Genomic DNA, 18,645 nt, shown 5'->3' with positions numbered 1-18,645 from the left:
TAGTGAGGGACATAATAATGAATGAGACCACTGTGGATAAAAGACAATTTCAAAGAGTCGAGCTAAGCGTACCTGGGGAACTGGGTATACACGGCGATCATATTCCGGTAACGATTGAAGATGTCTCGTTACAAGGGCTCCGGTTGAGCGCGGCGGAGACTATGCTGGATATGCTTCCCTTCGACAGCCACGACCCATATCGCGTCTTGTTTAAAGTCAATCCCGATAGCCCGTTAATTACGCTACACCTGACGCAACTTTATCGTCAGTCGCCGCCAGGCAAGCCCCATGTTTTCATGGGCTGTAAAGTAGCGCATATTGATGTTGGCAGCCTCGCAGAGTTGCGTCGCTTAATCAATCTCAACAGTGGTAATAATCAGCTCAGCGAACAAGACATGTCATCACTCATAGACGCCATTTATGGTAAAGCATCCAAGGCTTCCGACAAGTGAGAAACCGGCACAACGTCTAAGCCAGCTATCGGCTGTTTGGGGGCATTAGCTTTTGGGACAATGGCCCGTTTAAAGCCGTGTTTCGCTGCTTCTGTGATGCGCTCCGTACCATTGGGCACAGGACGAATTTCCCCCGCTAATCCCACCTCACCAAAGACAATAAGCTCTTTGGGCAAAGGGATGTTTTTAAAACTACTCACCATAGCCATCAGTAATGCCAGGTCAGCACCCGTTTCATTGACTTTAACGCCACCAACGACATTCACAAAAACGTCCTGATCATTCATCTGTAAATTACCATGGCGGTGTAATACTGCCAAGAGCATGGCTAGCCGGTTTTGTTCTAGACCTACAGCAATGCGTCTGGGGTTTGCCATTTGGGAATAATCCACCAGCGCCTGAATTTCCACCAACAAGGGACGCGTCCCTTCCCAAACTACCATCACGCTGGAACCCGGCGATTGATTTTCTCCCCTGCTGAGAAAAATTGCAGACGGATTACTTACTTCTTTGAGGCCCTTCTCGGTCATGCCGAAGACCCCTAACTCATTCACTGCACCGAAGCGATTTTTATGGCTGCGCAGCGTGCGAAAGCGACCGTCGCTCTCTCCTTCCAACATCATGGAGGAATCGATACAGTGTTCGAGTACTTTAGGGCCAGCGAGATTGCCGTCTTTGGTTACGTGACCGACAATAAACATAGCGATATGGTGTTGCTTAGCGAATCGAGTTAAATACGCTGCGCTTTCCCGCACTTGTGATACGCTGCCGGGCGCTGATTGTACGTCTGCAACGTTCATTACTTGAATGGAGTCGATAACCATCAATTTAGGTTGTCGGGTCAAGGCCAATTCACAAATTGTTTCGACGTTTGTTTCTGCCAGCATCATGAGCTTGTCATCGGGTAACCCGAGTCGTTTGGCCCGCATTGCCACCTGTTGTAAAGATTCTTCCCCGGTTACGTACAAGGCGTCCCGACTTTGCGCCAACTTGCACATTACCTGGAGTAAAAGGGTACTCTTACCTGCGCCAGGCGAGCCGCCGATTAACATAGCAGCACCGGGAACAATACCTCCGCCCAGTACTCTGTCGAGTTCTCTAAAGCCTGAACTAAAGCGGGGCAAAGCTTCTAAATCAATTGCATTTAGGGTTTCGATTTTCGCGTTTGTCTGACCAGCATATCCCGTATGAGCAGACTTCGCTGTGCGCGCACTGGATATGACAAACTCTGAAATGGTGTTCCAGGATTTACATTCACTGCACTGTCCCTGCCAGCGAGGAAACTCTGCCCCACAATCGGAACACACATAAGCTGTCTTGCGTTTTGCCATATAACTATTTTCACAGGGGATTTTTCAGAGTATTCTACACGTAAATTCGAATTACTGCATATTGGCAATGCAATCGAGATATACTTTTGCATTTTATTGCAGACTCTGAAATGCTTGCCGATAACACAAGTGTAATGCCGATCAACAAAACTGGTTGCAATGGATAAAGAACTACAGCAATACGCTGAAATAATAGAACAATTAAAACCTGCAATTAGCTCTCCACAGTTCAGCCAGGTATTACTTCAGCTCACACAGGACGTTCCACCTGAAAAGCGCTTCCTAATTAAAATGGAACTTAAACGCATGGCTAAGCCTTGTATGCGCTCTATAGATTTGCGCGGTCAGGTCGATGGAGAATGTCAGCTATTCGAATATAACAGCAGAAAGCACTACCTCGACGATATCGCCATTACTGAGTTTAAAAAGCAGATAAAAATATTCGGCCATTATTGTTTTGGTGTTTATGAAGCTGTTATGTCAACGGAAAATAATTTCCGCGTCATGCGAAACATAGCAGAGAAAAAAGGGGCCGACGAACAAAGAGCGGCAAGCGACACTGGTAAGACTGTCTCCCTCGATCAATATACCATCCCTGCGGTCAATCTGTTGTCGTACGCGCACCGCAGTCATGAGCGAATGAATTTCGCTATTGCTGTCGAGGTGCAGGACGAAAACCACGATAGTTATCAGGCGAGCAGCGTGGATATTTCCATGGAAGGTCTACGCCTTAAAATAGCCAAAGAATTCCAGTTTTCCCGAGATCAGCGTCTCTACGTTTATTTTCGAGGCCTGGAAGATGAGTTTGCCATGGACAAGCGCAATGGCATCGCATACTCAGTTATTACCAGTAAATTTGAAAAAGGTCATCAATATTTGATCCTCAAACGAGAAAATCAAATTCCCTCACCGTCCTTTGACAAATTTCTACAAAAATTTATTCACGGTAACAAGCGTCGCTACAAAGTCAACCTGGCTAACACGATTGATGCCATCATCAACAAAACGGCCGAACTGTATGTATCTCCCTGCAGCGCTTCCCTGCCCGTTTTTCTCAGTGAAACCAAGGATACCTTGGTTCCCTGCTACGCCATGATCAACAGTGTAAACTCAGAAACCTTGGCATACTGGCAAGATGAAACCGCGCAAATCACCCTCGGGTACTTACTCAAGCCCGCCCGCCTGCAATGGCTAAGAGCCAATATGCAGCGGTTTCCAGAAATGTATGTTTATTCGTTTACACACATTCAAAATGGTGCCGTATATTTTTATTCTGCATCAGCTCAGGAATTGAATCACAAAGAAGTCCTGAAGAATGTGTATTTGGGTTTTGGCTCACGAAAAGTGAGTTGGCGAGTATTCAAACTAACCATGAGCGCAATGTCACCGGATCAAGCATATACGCCGTTATCTATTCCCAGTGACGCAAGTAGTAAAGCGAAAAAGCTCAATCAACCACCTTCTGCCCGCCTCATGGGAAAACTCAAAAGCCTGCGTTATATCGTGCACATTACTGACGTTACGTCTGAAAGCGGCCAACGGCAATACGCTCGGTATAAATTTAATCGCAACAACCTCACCCATTTGAGAGTATTTGCTCACCCAAGAAATAAGCCACCAGCAAACATAAAACCATATCGGTATCGCTTCCAGGAACAACGCATGGAAACCCGGTATCTATTGCGATCGCCTATAACCCTCACTAATTACAATGACGAGTTACCCGTTGCTGGGATCAGCGAGGACATATCAGTTTCCGGGCTGCGATTAGAGATCGCCGGAGAGTTTTTAGGCGAAACCGGATCGCTAGTCAAGATTTCATTTCCAAAGCTTCAGGAAATGACCGATAAGTACGTGGTTACTGGGCTTATTTACGAAGTGATTCATTATAACGACGAAAGAAATATTTTACATTTGCGCGCAGCAGAGGGCGAAGCCGGAAAATTAGCCAAAAACTTTTTTGACCACTTGATTAAACAAAACAAGCAGTCCCTTAAGACCTATCCGGAAGAAGAAGACGTGCCGGGGATCGGCCACGCCTTGCGCTGTATCAACGCAAGAAATACTCCAAATTTCGCTTTTTTACTGGCCAAATCGGGAGTCAAATACCACCCTGAGATGGCGGTTATCGGCGACCGGGATACACTATTAAACCGCGTAGCAAGTCACTACACTGATAATGGTTTCGTCAATGTTGAATTTCTGTTCAGAGACAGAAACCTTGAGACACCACTTATTCAGCAAGGCATAAAAACCATGCGCGTGGAAAACATGCCCATAAGGCAAGAACTTTATATCGCCTATGACAGCAGTAAGCAAGGCAGCAGGTTGGCTGTTCTTCCCCACTTAGACAACCGTTTCAACAACGACGAGAGCCGGAAAAGTTTTATCAACGATGCATTGTCCAGAGGACACTTTATTGCTGTTCAGGTACTACTCACTACCACCGGTAAGCCCGACATGGATATGTTACAGGCAGAACTTAACTACGTAAGTACGTATGCGCTGCACAAAGCGCGGGAATTGGAAGAGAAAATCTGGAGTATTGCTACGTCGGTACACTTAATTGACATGACCAGTGAAGTACTAATGCGGTTTGGATACGATGGAAGTGTAATTGAGAAAAACCGCCAGCCTCAATCGGTTAGCCAGGCGGCTTCTCAAGTGCAACAACTGTTAGACAAATAACACCAGGCGCAGATAATGCTGGTAATGTTACCGAGCAAGTAAATATAACATCGTATGCAGGCCCCCAAAGCGCACGGCGGTATCCGCTTTCTTTCTCACCAAAGGTTTTGCATGACAAGCCACACCGAGCGCCGCTTTGCCCATCATAAGCAAGTCGTTTGCACCATCGCCCATCGCCACAGTTTGCGACATCGGGATTACCCATTTTTGAGCCAGTGCTCCTACAATATCTGCCTTTGCCTGTGCATTCACAATATCGCCAACCACTCGGCCGGTTAGCAGGCCATTATCCACTTCCAGCGTATTTGAAAAAGCCTCATCTAACCCTAAGCGTTCTTTCAAGTGGTCAGCGAAATACGTAAAACCGCCTGAGGCGATAGCAATTTTCCAGCCGTATTTTTTCAGTATCGTAATCAGGCTAACCAGGCCGGGCATCAGTGGAATGCCATCGCGTATTTGCTGCATTTGCGCAACCGGCACACCGGCGAGACAGGCTACCCGAGAAAGCAGGCTTTCATTAAAATCTAGCTCACCGCGCATTGCCTTTGCCGTGACCTGTGCGACCTTGTCACCCAACCCGGCCAATTTGGCTATTTCATCAATACACTCAATCTGAATAACGGTACTGTCCATATCCATTACGAGTAATCCGCCCGCTGACAACGACGGTTTATCCTTTTGAAGTGCAATGTCTACGCGATATCGTTGTGCCAGGGTTTCTAACGTGTCGTTGAGATTGGCGTCACAGTTTAGCTGCACGGCACAACACACTACTCCTTCATGGAATACACCATGTAGTGAGTGACGTTGAACACAAATAATTTCCAGCGACGGCTGCAATGCGGTAAAAATCTTTTCCAGCTGATACAACGACAATGCTGGAGCACTGATGGTTAGCTCCCAGCCGGTGTATTCTGATCCGCTAGCTTCTGTGGCGCGCCACCGTCCGTTTTCATAACACACACCACTAGGATATTTTTCTAAAATACGATCTAAAACAGCATAGCTGTACTCTGAAGATACGGTAATGTCTAACACAATATGACCTTTAAACTAAAAGTAGCAATATCCTAACGAATTGAACAGTAATGGCAAACGGTGTTTGCGTTATTTATGCCCTCGCGTATTGTGTGATAAAGTTTCTGTTCTTCGTTTTTTCTCGTGGTTGGTAGTCAAAACATGCAACACAAACCCTCTTCTTGGGATATGCCACCAAAGCCGCGCAGGCATTGGTTTGCATGGATCCACCATAAACCTTGCCAACTGGCGATTGCCGTAGGTATTTTCTTCGGCGCAAGCATCCTCGTCTGGCGTATGTGGTCGGTTAACCACGCCTTGCCATCCCTTTATGTTGCAGAGCCCGCAATAAGTTTGGCACAGCAATCTGCCCGGTTTCTCAGTATTCCAATGGCACAAAACAACACCAAAGAAATTGAGAGAATGGCAGACACCATCGCGAAGACAGATAACGTATTAAGTGTCATCGTTTATCGTGTTGACGGGCAAAAGGTATACTCATCAGTGGCTTCGTGGAACAGTGTCAGTTACCTGAATCAACATGTCGCGCCGGCTCAAACACTCATGACTCCTATCACCACACAAAACGGGAACACCTTGGGGATGTTGCAACTGAATATCGATGTACAAACCAGACTTGCACAGCTTCACCCGCTGCTCACAATTCATATGAGGTTGATATTATTGGTTGTTTTGCTCAGTATAATTAGTGGTGGGTTCGGTGAGCTGGCAATTATTCGCTATCGCCCTTCCTGGCCTTACGTAAAACGTGCACTTAAAGAGGCAGTTTATGCAGGGAGACGGCCAAATAATTGATAGAAATTGTCCGTAGTCTTATCAATAATTTCACGTTCACCTACGTCAAATAAATCGCTCATCACCTTTACTATCTGCCCCAACCTGGCAGGTTCATTTCGCTCTCCCTGGAAACCACACATGGGCATATCAGGAGCATCGGTTTCGAGCAACAGCGACGCCAACCCTATTGAACGCAAAGCTTCACGGGTTTTACCTCCTCTCGGGTAGGTAATGGTGCCTCCGATACCCAATTTAAAGCCCAGCTCAATATACTTTGTGGCCATAAGAGTGTTACCCGAGTACGCGTGAATTACACCGCCGTAAGAAAAGCCACTTTGTTTAATTAATGCAGGCAACCTGTGATGCGTTTTCAACTGATGAAGGATGACTGGCAGTTTGTACGCCTGCGCAAGGTTCAACTGTTCTAACAGCCAGTTTTCCTGGATCTGCATAGGAATGTCAACCGTGGCATCCAGCCCAATTTCCCCTATGGCGACAATGTGCTCCCGGTGTTTAGAAACGACCTCCGCCAACGTCTTTAAGCCTGAAGATATAGATCCTGGGAGAAACCACGGATGCCAACCGAAAGCCAAAAATACCTCCCGATACTGAGCCTGGATGGCCAGTTGTCTTTGCCACCCTTGTGCAGTGGTTCCAGGAACAAGAAACCCCTTTACGCCTAGCTCCCGCGCCTTTTTAACTACAGCGTCTAAGTCATCGCGGAAAGCGGGTAAGTCGAGGTGACAATGGCTGTCAATCACGGGAATTACTTATGGCATGAGCCGCTGGGAAGACCAGTTACCATCGGTATCGAGATTAAACTCAAACCGATCGTGAAGCCTGTCTTCACCACCCTGCCAAAATTCAATCTGATGAGGAACCACGCGATAGCCTCCCCAGAAATCAGGAACGGGTAATTCTTTGTTGGCGAACTTTGCTTTGAGTTGATGAAATTGGGTCATCAGCAATTCCCGGGTTGCAATAGGCTGACTTTGCCTAGACGCGAATGCTGCTAACTGACTATCTTTAGGACGGGAAAAAAAGTACTTGGCATTTTCTGCCGCACTAAGTTTTTCAGCTATGCCACACACTCTCACCTGTCGTTCCATAAAAAACCATGGAAAATGAAGAGAAATACGGTGATTGCCTGCGAGTTCTTTTGCCTTTCGGCTACCTAAATTCGTATAAAATAAAAAGCCTTTGTCGCTGACGTCTTTTAGCAGAACAATGCGCTGTGACGGCTGGCCTTGTTCGTCTACGGTGGCAACGGTCATGGCTGTGGGATCGGGTATGTTTGCCTCAATGGCATCTTGAAGCCAGGTTTTGAACATTGCTATCGGGTTATCAGTCAGTGATGTTTCTGACAGTTTTCCCATGGAGTATTGTCTTCGCATATCTGAAAGAGACATACCTTCTCCCTAATCTTGCCCAATGAGATTAATCGTCGTTATAGCCCAATGATCGCAGCGCGCGGTCGTCGTCCGCCCATCCCTGTTTTACTTTTACCCAAAGTTCGAGAAATACCTTATTGTCGAACAGGTTTTCCATATCTTTTCGCGCCTGTTCACCAATAGTTTTAATGTGCGTGCCGGCCTTGCCGATAATCATCCGCTTTTGGCTTTCCCGTTCTACTAGGATTAAACCGTTAATTCTGTACACGCCATTTTCCATCAGCTTGAACTGCTCAATTTCTACCGTAGTAGAATAAGGCAGTTCATCCCCGGTAAAACGCATAAGCTTTTCCCTGATAATTTCAGCAGCCATAAAGCGGCTCGAACGATCAGTAATGTAGTCTTCAGGAAAGTAGAATTCGCTTTCTGGCAAAGTTTTCCGAACAGTCTCTCTAAGGGCGTCAACCTGTTTACCGTTTTTCGCGCTCACGGGGAAAATATGTTCAAAGTGGTGTAACGCAGACAGATTTTGTATCTGCGCCATCAACGCAGACTTATCCTCTACTTTATCGACTTTATTTATTACCAGAAAACTGGGTAGCCGGCTTTGCTTGACCTTTTCAAGTACCATTGTGTCTTCATCTGTCCAACGAGTACCTTCAACGACAAACAATACGAGGCCCACTTCAGCTAAAGAACTGGAAGCGGCCCGATTCATATAACGATTTATCGCACGCTTTTCGTCCTGATGAAGCCCAGGCGTATCAACAAACACGGCTTGAACGTTATCTTCAGTGTCGATCCCCAAAATACGATGGCGCGTTGTTTGTGGTTTACGGGAAGTAATACTGACCTTTTGCCCGAGCAAACGATTGAGCAATGTGGATTTACCCACATTCGGCCGGCCTACAATGGCTACCAGGCCACAATGTGTAATGGTCTCATCACTGTGTTGCATTTTCGAGCCTCTCTAGTGTTTCTCTAGCAGCTTGTTGCTCGGCTTTTCGTCGACTATTTCCCACTCCCGTTACCGGCTTTTTCAATTGTGAGACAAAACAACTCACCCGAAACGTCTGAGCGTGATCCTTACCGCTTATCTCCACCACTTCATAAACAGGAAGGGGTTCACGACGGGATTGTAGATATTCTTGCAACCGGGTTTTACTATCCTTTGGATGTTCATTGGGGTCTAAATTATCAATTCGCCCAGCCCACAGAGCAAGAATAACCCGGCGTACCGTTTCAATGCCTGCATCCAAATAAATGGCACCTAGAATGGCTTCAACAGCATCCGCTAATATTGAACTACGGCGGTGACCGCCACTTTTGAGTTCACCTTGCCCGAGTTTCAGCAACTCGCCCACTCCCGCTTCTTTCGCCATCTCTGCCAGGGTATCCCCCTTAACCAGGGTTGAGCGCATGCGAGTGAGTTTTCCTTCTGGTACAGAAGGAAAACGCGTATAGAGTGCATCGGCAATAACCATTCCCAACACAGCATCACCCAAAAACTCGAGGCGCTCGTTATGCTTTTTTGCAGCACTGCGATGGGTCAGCGCTTGTTGCAGCAACTCAGTATCGTTAAACCGATAACCGAGTAGCTTGCTCAAGCGGGCATATTTATCAATACCCTGCATTATTGAATGCCACCTACTCGATCAAATCGCACGCCTGTGGGAATCCAACTGGGTAACCAACTGTCCGGACTTCTTTCGAATTCAAAACTTATCCAGATAGCAACCGCTTTTCCTACCAGATTCTCATCTGGTACAAAGCCCCAAAAACGGCTATCGCGACTGTTTTCACGGTTATCGCCCAACACAAAATACTGACCTTCCGGCACTATCCATTCATTGCTTCTCGTGCCGGGTTGTGTGTAGAACGCACTACTGGGAATAGATCTGCCAGGATTGCGCAAGATATCGTGCTCCACATCTCCAAGTTGCTCACTGTAGCGCAATAGGGGCACCATATCCTGGACAAATTCACCACGTTCCTTAAACGTCAAAGTCACAGGTGCTAGTTGTGGGCAATCACTGCCCCCAGATTCACAGTGGGGCTTAATAAAGATCTGCTTATTCTGATACACCACGGTATCTCCGGGTAACCCAACCACCCGCTTAATATAGTCAATATTTGTGTCTTCCGGGTATTTGAACACCACTACATCACCGCGTTCCGGCGCTCCGGTTTCCACAAATTTGGTACGAAAAACCGGATCTTTTAAGCCATAGGCATATTTTTCTACAAGTATAAAATCACCGACCAACAAAGTGGGCATCATTGAACCGGAAGGAATTTGAAAAGGTTCATAAAGAAATGAACGCAATACCAATACAAAGGCGATCACTGGAAATATTTGTTGCGAGGTATCTACCAGCCAAGGCAACTGCTGACTGCTCTCAGCAGCTTCAGGGAGTGCCGCACTGTCACTGGCCTGGCTTTTACGAGCAGGCGCCCACAAAAGTGAATCCAGCAACCAGATGAAACCTGTGACCAATGTAAGGATAACCAATAATATCGAAAAATAATTTGCCATTACTTACCTACCTTGAGAACAGCAAGGAAGGCATCCTGAGGAAGTTCGACGTTCCCCACCTGCTTCATCCGCTTTTTCCCTTCTTTTTGTTTTTGAAGCAGCTTTTTCTTACGGCTTACGTCACCGCCGTAACATTTCGCAATAACGTTCTTGCGCAGCTGCTTCACCGTGCTCCTTGCTATAATGTGATTGCCAATGGCCGCTTGGATAGCAATATCGAACATTTGACGAGGAATGAGCTCCCGGAGTTTTTCAACCAATTCCCTTCCACGCCCCTGACTGTTTTCCCGGTGCGTGATCATAGCAAGGGCATCTACCCGCTCACCGTTGATCAGGATATCAACGCGAACCATGTCAGACTGCTGGAATTTTTTAAAATTGTAGTCCAGTGAGGCAAAACCGCGACTGGTTGACTTCAATCTGTCAAAGAAATCCATTACTACTTCCGCCATGGGTAGTTCATAAGTAACAGCAACTTGCTTTCCATGATACGTCATCGCAGTTTGTACACCGCGCTTTTCGACACAAAGAGTAATCACGTTACCCAAAAACTCCTGTGGTACCAGAATATTTGCTTCCACCACAGGTTCGTGAATTTCGTCAATATCATTCACGGGCGGCAGATTCGAAGGATTGTCTACCTGTACCGTTTCCCCTTTGGTGGTGACCACCTGATAGATTACTGTAGGAGCCGTAGTGATCAAATCGAGATCATATTCTCTTTCCAGGCGCTCCTGTATGATCTCCATATGCAACATGCCCAAAAAGCCAATCCGGAAACCGAAGCCCAGTGCCGCCGAACTTTCCGGCTCATAAAACAGTGACGCATCATTGAGGCTCAACTTCGACAACGCATCGCGGAAGTCTTCGTAATCGTCCGAGCTTACCGGGAAAACACCGGCGTAAACCTGTGGTTTAACCTTTTTAAAACCAGGCAGTGCTTTTTCTGCAGGGTCTCGTGCCAGGGTAATGGTGTCACCCACAGGTGCACCGTGGATTTCCTTAATGCCGGCAATAACAAACCCCACTTCGCCTGCACGCAATACGCCAGTATCCGTTTGTTTGGGTGTGAAAATACCGACTTTGTCAGCCTGGTGTGTCTGCCCATTTGACATAATTTTGATCTTGTCTTTGACGTTCAATTCGCCTTCAACAATTCTGACCAACGACACAACGCCTTGATAGTTGTCAAACCAAGAATCCACAATGAGAGCTTTGAGGGGCGCTTTACGCTCTCCCTCTGGAGGAGGAACACGATTGACAATCACTTCCAAAACATCTTCAATGCCCACGCCGGTTTTAGCAGAACAGCGCACAGCATCAATAGCGTCAATCCCTACAATGTCTTCGATTTCTTCAGCTACTCGCTCAGGTTCAGCCTGAGGGAGGTCTATTTTATTCAGAATGGGCACAACTTCCATATCCATATCAATGGCGGTATAGCAGTTTGCCAGTGTCTGCGCCTCTACTCCCTGACCGGCATCCACTACCAGCAAAGCACCTTCACAGGCTGCCAGGGAACGGGAAACCTCGTAGGTAAAATCCACGTGTCCCGGTGTATCAATGAAATTCAATTGGTAAGTTTCGCCATTCCGGGCGGTATAATTTAGCGTTACGCTTTGCGCTTTAATGGTTATGCCGCGCTCTCTTTCCAAATCCATAGAGTCGAGCACCTGTTCCGCCATTTCCCGATCAGTAAGCCCCCCACAATGATGGATGAGGCGATCCGACAACGTGGATTTCCCGTGGTCTATGTGGGCTATAATGGAGAAATTTCTTATGTGCGACTGTTGCATAGTGCTGGAAAGTGTCCTGCGATATAGATAAACAATAAAACCAGGGAAGTCGCCCTGGACCACAATGCCGAATGCCAGAATAATACGGCATCACAAAGCGAGCGGATTTTACCTATTTCTTCGGCGAAAAGCGAATATCCGCACACATTCTCTGCTGATTAACCAGTCAAACGGGTCAACTTACCTTTCGGGCGCCGTAGAATGGGAGATTGCGGTGAGAATGACGGGTTTATATTTGGTCGTATCCGCCCGTTTAAGAAAACCAGAGATCACGACAAAAGTGATAAAGGTAATGATTGCACTGCAGGCTAACGTCCATAGCTCGTTTACGAAACCTGCAACAGGCAATAACGCATCAAAGATAATTGCACTGGTTAGTAAAACCACTAGCGGTACTACGTACAACCACGCTGACGCTGACATGATGCCGGCTTCAGGTACGCCAATAGTGACTAACTGCCCTACGTGACATGGCACGGGAGAATGAAGGGTTAACCGTTGGGTGCGGGGGGACATGGCTCTGGAGATAGCACCTGTGCCACATTCTGATTGCGCCTGGCAGGTAGAACAGGTTGTTTTAACTGCAGCTTCCACCGTTACTTCATCACCTTGCACCGCTACAACAACGGCTGACTCTTTAATCATTACTCTTGCTCTTAAGTCGCAATGACGTCGCTATCGCATTTGCAGTCTGAAGTGGAATTTCCCCAACTACAGTCACCTGAACTTTGCCATCGGTAAGGGTAAGAAAAGTACTCAGTTCATGCCGCAGCACTAAATCGGAGCCTACCGCGTCTTCTGCCGGTTGAACATATACCGATACATCCACCAGACCGTCAGAAAACAGCTTGTACTCCACAACTTGCCCGGTCAGTGCCAGACGACGCACATCCTGTTTTATCTCTTTCATACCCTCTGGTAAATATTCAACTACCCAATGCTGTGGAGGGGCGCTGCTAACAGATAATGCCAAAGGCTCGGGTAACGAGTGTCGGTTTACTTTAGAGAAATAACTAGGCGCAGTGTCGGTAATGTTCATCGCCGTGACCTGGATCTGCTCAAGCATGTTACCTTGTAAATCTAAGGTATTGAGTTTTAACAACATACCAGTGGCTTCATCCAGCCACAACTGATAACTAAAACGGGTATTGTCGCGACTCACTACCCGCAACTGCTGAGCAGGCCGGCCTGCCACGCGGGCCCGCCCAACTTCGACAAAGGCGTAACCTTCTGCCAATGATTCAGGAGAATATAAAAGCTCAAAAGGAATTGGACCGCTAATGGCACGGGAATGTAAACTGTATGGTCTAGTGTCGGGCTCAAATACGCTCACCACGTCGTCAACACGAATGAGTTCACGGCCCGGCCCATTTTGCATGTTGAGTTGTTCCATTTGAATGCCATCCACAATGCCATGACGCCAGAGATACGGCACAGTTTCATTGTTGATACGACTCACCACAAAAGCCACTTCGAAGTTTAAGTTCTGGGCAGCATCTGACAATTTCGCCAGCCAAGCACCTGCCGATTGGGGCGATACTTCAGCATGATTGCCCTGAGGGGATTGCGCCTGACTATCCGCAGATGCCTCAGATGAAGGTTCGATGCCGATCTGTGCAGCGTTAGCAACTGCTGCAACTAAAACAGCCCATCCCAGAAACAAACGTACCAGCCCTACAAAGGCTGGTACGAAATTTACATAGTTAATTTTCATTTGCTATTAATTTGGTGCAGACCCAGTATCTTCAGTTTTATCTGTCGACGTTAACTCTTCTTCAGCCTGCTTAAGTTTAACTTGTTGTTCATGGTCTGCTATTAACGCGTTAATTTTACGCTTTTTCTCCAGTACCATGTCCATGTCATTTCTCGGTAGTGTTCGCGTTTGCTCAAGACTCACCGGTGCCATACCGCCAAACTGGGCACGGGTTTCAAACGTTGAGAACGGTTCCGTGGCTTCTGGCTTATTCATTTGCTGAACACCGAGAACAACGGCCACGGCAACAGATGCTGCAACGGCGAACTGCCCACCTTGTTTAGCGAAGGGAACGACATTGCCCACCAGTGGAAGCGAACGCCAGCGGGAAGGTTTAGGCGCCATAACCGTGGGTTCATCGGCTAACGCTTCAGCAACTGCTGCGGTTATATCCATATTCGGGGCCACGGTGGCTTCTTTTCTCAAACCACTGCGAATAACATGATATCGCTGCCACTTTGTTTTCAGCGCTTCATCACGGAGAATGTCATCCATGATATCTGCACTGTGTGTCTCGCCATCCATGAAGGCGGACAATTTTTCTTGCTGTTGCGTCATATTATAAAATCCTGATCCAAACGATCGATAACTACCCTATCACAGCTTATTAGTTCATTTCATCTCAGAAAAGTTCAATTTCGTCGTGAAAAAATAATCAATTTTCCAACATCGGCTGTATTACTTTATCAATTGCTTCTCGTGCACGGAAGATCCGCGATCGAACTGTGCCAACCGGGCAGCTCATAACACTGGCAATTTCTTCGTAGCTCAGACCTTCTATTTCCCGCAACGTGATGGCCATTCGCAAATCGTCCGGCAACTTTTCCACTACCCTAAAAAGGGTCGCTTCGAGCTCTTCTGATAACAAACTTCTTTCCGGAGTCGATTGCTCTTTAAGTGCATCACTCCCCTCGTAATAATCTGCTTCTTCTGCATCAACGTCACTTGCCGGCGGTTTTCGACCTTGGGCCACTAGGTAATTTTTCGCACTATTTACGGCAATGCGATACAACCATGTGTAAAACGCACTGTCGCCGCGAAAATTCGGTAATGCCCGATAGGCTTTAATAAATGCATCCTGCGTAACATCTGCAACATCACCCGAGTTCTTTACATATCGGGAAACGAGATGCATAACTTTGTGCTGATAACGGGTTACCAGCAAATTGAATGCATTTTTATCACCTTGTTGGACCTTTTCAACAATTTGTTGATCGGTAATCTGCTCGCTCATTCGAGCCATTTCTCCTTAACATCTACTACATAAAACAGCTCATGCAAGCTACCAGTAGACCGTTTTGAATCTAAAAAGTTCTTAAAAAAGTGCGGCCATATGACATTTTATCAATAAATGGCAGAAAAATACTCAGTAAATAAACAGGGGTCTTTGCCTTTTTGCTTTCATCCTTTAGACTTGCCGAACGTTAGCCTACCAGAGCAAGTATGCAAATTATGACATCAGAGGCTTCAATTCACACGCCACCATCTCAGGATATACAACATCAGTGTGATGTGCTTATCGTCGGCAGCGGTGCCGCCGGTCTGAGTCTCGCGTTAAAAATGGCAGACCATTGCAGTGTACTCGTTTTAAGTAAGAGTGACCGCAATGAGGGGTCTACCCGCTATGCTCAAGGCGGCATTGCCGCCGTGTTCGATGAGCATGACTCAGTAGAAGCTCACGTAGCTGACACTCTCAACGCCGGTGCAGGGTTGTGTGAAGAAAAAGCCGTGCGCTTTACGGCCGAAAATGCCAAACCAGCTTTGAACTGGCTTATTGAGCGTGGCGTCCCTTTCGATACCGAGACGGACGAGAAAGGCAAAGAGCGTTTTCATCTGACCCGGGAAGGCGGGCACAGTCATCGTCGAATATTGCACGCTGCTGACGCCACCGGAGAAGCGCTGCAAATTACGTTAAATGATGCCGTAACTGCGCATCCAAATATACGTTTTCTCGAACGTTATAACGCCATCGATTTAGTAAAGTCACAAAAAGACAATGGCCGTTGTACCGGAGTTTACGTGTGGAACCTAACCCGCTCTCATGTGGAAGTCATTAAGGCCCGCTTTATCGTACTGGCTACCGGTGGCGCCAGTAAGGTTTATCAGTACACATCCAACCCGGATGTGTCCAGTGGCGATGGTATCGCCATGGCATGGCGAGCGGGTTGCCGGGTTGCGAATATGGAGTTTAATCAGTTTCATCCGACCTGCCTGTACCATCCACAGGCGCGCAACTTCCTCATTACCGAGGCATTGCGGGGGGAAGGAGCAAAATTGTGTCACCGAGACGGCACGCCCTTTATGCATCGCTTCGATGAGCGTGCGGATCTCGCGCCACGGGATATTGTGGCCCGGGCTATTGATTACGAAATGAAACGCCTTGGTGCAGATTGTATGTACCTGGATATCAGCCATAAACCCGCAGAGTTTATCGTCAAGCACTTTCCGAATATCTACCGAAAATGTCGCTCAATTGGCATCGACATTACCAAACAGCCTATACCTGTGGTACCTGCGGCGCACTATAGTTGCGGTGGCGTGGTAACAGACTTTAACGCCCGAACAGATATTGAGAATGTTTATGCCATTGGCGAAGTGGCCTATACGGGCTTACACGGGGCAAACCGCATGGCGTCAAACTCCTTGTTAGAGTGTGTTGTTTATGCCGCGGCCGCCGCAAAACACATTCTAAAGCACCTCAACGACCCCTGTGAAGAGGAAACCATCTTGCCCTGGGATGAGTCGCAAGTCACCGATTCAGACGAAGAGGTGATTATTCAGCACAACTGGCATGAGTTGCGACTATTTATGTGGGACTACGTGGGTATTGTTAGGACCAATAAAAGGCTGGAGCGAGCGTTGCGCCGAATACAATTGTTAAGCCAGGAAATTCAGGAATACTACGCCCATTTCAGAGTCAGCAACAACCTGTTGGAGTTGAGGAATCTGGTCACAGTAGCAGAATTAATTGTTCGCTGTGCTATGCAGCGCAAAGAAAGTCGCGGTTTACATTACAACCTAGACTACCCAAATCTTCTGCCTGAGCCCAAGGTCAGCATGCTCATCCCCAACCATCAAAAGCAACAAACAGAACCGGGTACATTAGGTACTTCCTGAGACCCGGATTCTCATTTACGATTTGTTGCCTGGTGGAGGAATTAGCAAATTACCGCTTTGGCTCAATGCTTATTTTCCCTTCAAGATAGGGAGTTTTGTCAGTGCTGCTAACCAGGTTAAACCCCGTGAGGTGCGCTTGTTCATCGCGGCGAAGTAAGGCCTCGCCAGGCAAGAAAAAGGGCGTTTTGAATCGACAGCTAATAGTGACATGCTCGTTAGTTTGCGGCTTATACACATAGCTGACAGAAGTTGCCAGTGACCACATTCCATGGGCAATCGCGCGAGGGAAGCCAAATAGTTTTGCTGTTATTCCGTACAGGTGAATAGGATTGCCATCGCCCGACACCTTGGCGTATTTTCGCCCAATATCCGCGTTGGCAGTGATTGTCACAACTGGTTTTGAGTGAGATAGTGCTCCATCTTGCTCGTTGCGGATAGACTCTTGGTTGGACTTTGTCGGTTGACGATCCACATGGGGCGCCCTAATACGCACCAAATACGTCGCTTCCGCCTCATAACAGCACTGACCATTTTGAATGGCTTGCGTATACATGATGACGTCCCACCCCAACTTGTGCGCAATAACTCGCTTGAAACCGACATTTAGTGTTACCGCATCGCCCAATGACATTGCTGCCTTCATACGGATTACATTCTTGCGATGTACAAGACCCAATACAGGGAACGGACTGCGGGGGTGAGACAAACAGGCTAATTGCATGGGTAAGCTCAGTACTTGCAAATAGCATGGGTGTAATGTGCTGTACGTCCACTGAGTCAATTCACAATATTTCAGGTAGTGCTTGGGATCAATAGTAACGACTTCGCTTTGCGTCAAGTCGGGCAGCATTGGCGGCTTAAATTGTTTTAATCGATTGGCATTAGGACGGTGCAAAAGCGCACTTAAAAAGAGTGATAGCATGTCAACCTGCTACAAACATATCGAATGGGAATACGGCAACTATATCATTTAACATGGGAGTTAAGCACTAGTCTGGCCAATCGCCTGTAGCTTTTATCATCACACTCACCGGGCAAAATCCATCTGCGATGCAATACTCCATTTTCATCTTTCATGCATATTAAAATACCAAACGGCGCAAGCATCCCGCCCTCGCAAAGCGTAAAAACAGCCGCTGGGCCAGTATTTGAATATTCATTCCAGAGTGTATTCGACACAGATACCCGAGATGTGAACGTGGGCATTGTCATTCTTCTAATACCGAGACACACAAAGAGCACTGTAGCAACTAGGCCTAACGCAATAATGACCTGACCGGACAGCCAAGTCTTGGCTGCGGGAGACAGGGAATACAACGTCAATATAAAAGCCACCAGCAAAATACCGTGAGACCAGCATCTCAGGTGACTGTGTGTGTAGCTGAAACTAAACTTTGACACGGTGAAGGATAATACTCACCATTTCAGCCAATGCAGGATCTTCACATTTCTGATGCCCCATGAACCAGGCAAATAAATCAGGGTCATCGCATGTGAGCAGACGCTCAAAAAGTATCTGTTTTTCTTCGCTTAATTCGTCAAACGCCTCTTCTACAAAGGGAAGAAACAAGACATCCAATTCCAGCATACCACGACGACACGCCCACTTAAGGCGGTTTTTTCTCTTCTCAGTGAACATACAGTTACAACCTCTTTCACGAATACGGGCACTATACCATGACCTATTTTTAGACTCACTGACCTTTTTGCCAGAATTTCCACACCTTGTTTAATGAAAAAGATCCCCCACACTATGGAATAGATGG

General features: G+C 47.1%; 19 protein-coding genes. 4 read left to right on the top strand and 15 right to left on the bottom strand.

Annotation, left to right across the window (positions count from 1 at the left end; genetic code table 11):
- The first annotated feature begins 17 nt into the window (after positions 1 to 17).
- On the top strand, positions 18 to 452 hold the full coding sequence (locus KO518_RS08655; protein ID WP_216025410.1) for a PilZ domain-containing protein: 435 nt from the start codon (positions 18 to 20) through the stop codon (positions 450 to 452).
- Here KO518_RS08655 and radA read toward each other — a convergent pair.
- Positions 419 to 1,783, bottom strand: a complete 1,365-nt coding sequence (gene radA / locus KO518_RS08650) for a DNA repair protein RadA (RefSeq protein WP_216025409.1) — start codon at positions 1,781 to 1,783, stop codon at positions 419 to 421. The two genes, KO518_RS08655 and radA, sit on opposite strands and share 34 nt — an antisense overlap.
- A 159-nt stretch (positions 1,784 to 1,942) precedes the next feature.
- Here radA and KO518_RS08645 point away from each other — a divergent pair, with 159 nt between their 5' ends.
- Positions 1,943 to 4,471 (top strand): PilZ domain-containing protein, encoded by a 2,529-nt coding sequence (locus KO518_RS08645; protein WP_216025408.1) that lies wholly within the window; start codon positions 1,943 to 1,945, stop codon positions 4,469 to 4,471.
- Between the two features lie 27 nt (positions 4,472 to 4,498).
- Here the strand turns inward: KO518_RS08645 and serB are convergent, their stop codons facing one another.
- Positions 4,499 to 5,509, bottom strand: a complete 1,011-nt coding sequence (gene serB, locus KO518_RS19905) for a phosphoserine phosphatase SerB (RefSeq protein ID WP_371742276.1) — start codon at positions 5,507 to 5,509, stop codon at positions 4,499 to 4,501.
- 141 nt (positions 5,510 to 5,650) lie between these two features.
- On the opposite strand from serB, the gene KO518_RS08635 reads away from it, so the two are divergent.
- Positions 5,651 to 6,304: a hypothetical protein gene (locus KO518_RS08635; RefSeq protein ID WP_216025407.1), complete on the top strand. Its 654-nt coding sequence runs from the start codon at positions 5,651 to 5,653 to the stop codon at positions 6,302 to 6,304.
- Here KO518_RS08635 and KO518_RS08630 read toward each other — a convergent pair.
- The 10 genes from KO518_RS08630 to rpoE form a co-directional block, all read right to left on the bottom strand.
- On the bottom strand, positions 6,277 to 7,047 hold the full coding sequence (locus tag KO518_RS08630; RefSeq protein WP_216025406.1) for a TatD family hydrolase: 771 nt from the start codon (positions 7,045 to 7,047) through the stop codon (positions 6,277 to 6,279). The genes KO518_RS08635 and KO518_RS08630 overlap by 28 nt on opposite strands.
- Before the next feature lie 9 nt (positions 7,048 to 7,056).
- Positions 7,057 to 7,695, bottom strand: a complete 639-nt coding sequence (gene pdxH, locus KO518_RS08625; protein WP_216025405.1) for a pyridoxamine 5'-phosphate oxidase — start codon at positions 7,693 to 7,695, stop codon at positions 7,057 to 7,059.
- A gap of 28 nt (positions 7,696 to 7,723) precedes the next feature.
- Positions 7,724 to 8,635, bottom strand: a complete 912-nt coding sequence (gene era, locus KO518_RS08620; protein WP_216025404.1) for a GTPase Era — start codon at positions 8,633 to 8,635, stop codon at positions 7,724 to 7,726.
- The gene (gene rnc / locus KO518_RS08615) at positions 8,622 to 9,311 is read right to left on the bottom strand and encodes a ribonuclease III (protein ID WP_216025403.1); all 690 of its coding nucleotides are present in this window, start codon (positions 9,309 to 9,311) and stop codon (positions 8,622 to 8,624) included. The genes era and rnc overlap by 14 nt, the downstream gene beginning before the upstream one ends.
- Positions 9,311 to 10,213 (bottom strand): signal peptidase I, encoded by a 903-nt coding sequence (gene lepB, locus KO518_RS08610; protein WP_216025402.1) that lies wholly within the window; start codon positions 10,211 to 10,213, stop codon positions 9,311 to 9,313. The genes rnc and lepB overlap by 1 nt, the downstream gene beginning before the upstream one ends.
- Positions 10,213 to 12,009, bottom strand: a complete 1,797-nt coding sequence (gene lepA, locus KO518_RS08605; protein WP_216025401.1) for a translation elongation factor 4 — start codon at positions 12,007 to 12,009, stop codon at positions 10,213 to 10,215. The genes lepB and lepA overlap by 1 nt, the downstream gene beginning before the upstream one ends.
- A gap of 180 nt (positions 12,010 to 12,189) precedes the next feature.
- The gene (locus tag KO518_RS08600) at positions 12,190 to 12,654 is read right to left on the bottom strand and encodes a SoxR reducing system RseC family protein (RefSeq protein WP_216025400.1); all 465 of its coding nucleotides are present in this window, start codon (positions 12,652 to 12,654) and stop codon (positions 12,190 to 12,192) included.
- Positions 12,647 to 13,723 (bottom strand): MucB/RseB C-terminal domain-containing protein, encoded by a 1,077-nt coding sequence (locus KO518_RS08595; RefSeq protein ID WP_216025399.1) that lies wholly within the window; start codon positions 13,721 to 13,723, stop codon positions 12,647 to 12,649. Before KO518_RS08595 ends, KO518_RS08600 begins: the two co-directional genes overlap by 8 nt.
- 6 nt (positions 13,724 to 13,729) lie before the next feature.
- Positions 13,730 to 14,320: a sigma-E factor negative regulatory protein gene (locus tag KO518_RS08590; RefSeq protein ID WP_216025398.1), complete on the bottom strand. Its 591-nt coding sequence runs from the start codon at positions 14,318 to 14,320 to the stop codon at positions 13,730 to 13,732.
- 97 nt (positions 14,321 to 14,417) lie between these two features.
- On the bottom strand, positions 14,418 to 14,996 hold the full coding sequence (rpoE, locus tag KO518_RS08585; RefSeq protein WP_216025397.1) for an RNA polymerase sigma factor RpoE: 579 nt from the start codon (positions 14,994 to 14,996) through the stop codon (positions 14,418 to 14,420).
- A gap of 218 nt (positions 14,997 to 15,214) precedes the next feature.
- Here rpoE and nadB point away from each other — a divergent pair, with 218 nt between their 5' ends.
- Positions 15,215 to 16,879 (top strand): L-aspartate oxidase, encoded by a 1,665-nt coding sequence (nadB, locus tag KO518_RS08580; protein WP_371742282.1) that lies wholly within the window; start codon positions 15,215 to 15,217, stop codon positions 16,877 to 16,879.
- A 49-nt stretch (positions 16,880 to 16,928) separates the two neighbouring features.
- On the opposite strand, the gene KO518_RS08575 is transcribed toward nadB, so the two are convergent.
- From KO518_RS08575 to KO518_RS08570, 3 genes are read right to left on the bottom strand one after another with little or no spacing between them, the layout of a single operon-like run.
- On the bottom strand, positions 16,929 to 17,801 hold the full coding sequence (locus KO518_RS08575; RefSeq protein ID WP_216025395.1) for a MaoC/PaaZ C-terminal domain-containing protein: 873 nt from the start codon (positions 17,799 to 17,801) through the stop codon (positions 16,929 to 16,931).
- 44 nt (positions 17,802 to 17,845) lie between these two features.
- Positions 17,846 to 18,280: a protein YgfX gene (locus KO518_RS20220; protein WP_371742275.1), complete on the bottom strand. Its 435-nt coding sequence runs from the start codon at positions 18,278 to 18,280 to the stop codon at positions 17,846 to 17,848.
- Complete coding sequence (locus tag KO518_RS08570) at positions 18,267 to 18,518, bottom strand: succinate dehydrogenase assembly factor 2 (protein ID WP_216025394.1); 252 nt, start codon at positions 18,516 to 18,518, stop codon at positions 18,267 to 18,269. The genes KO518_RS20220 and KO518_RS08570 overlap by 14 nt, the downstream gene beginning before the upstream one ends.
- Between the last annotated feature and the right edge of the window lie 127 nt (positions 18,519 to 18,645).

This window comes from Aestuariibacter sp. A3R04 (assembly GCF_018860805.1).
Taxonomy (GTDB): domain Bacteria; phylum Pseudomonadota; class Gammaproteobacteria; order Enterobacterales; family Alteromonadaceae; genus Alteromonas.
The sequence above is the reverse complement of the archived record's forward strand: the minus strand, read 5'-3'. Positions and strand labels throughout refer to the sequence as shown.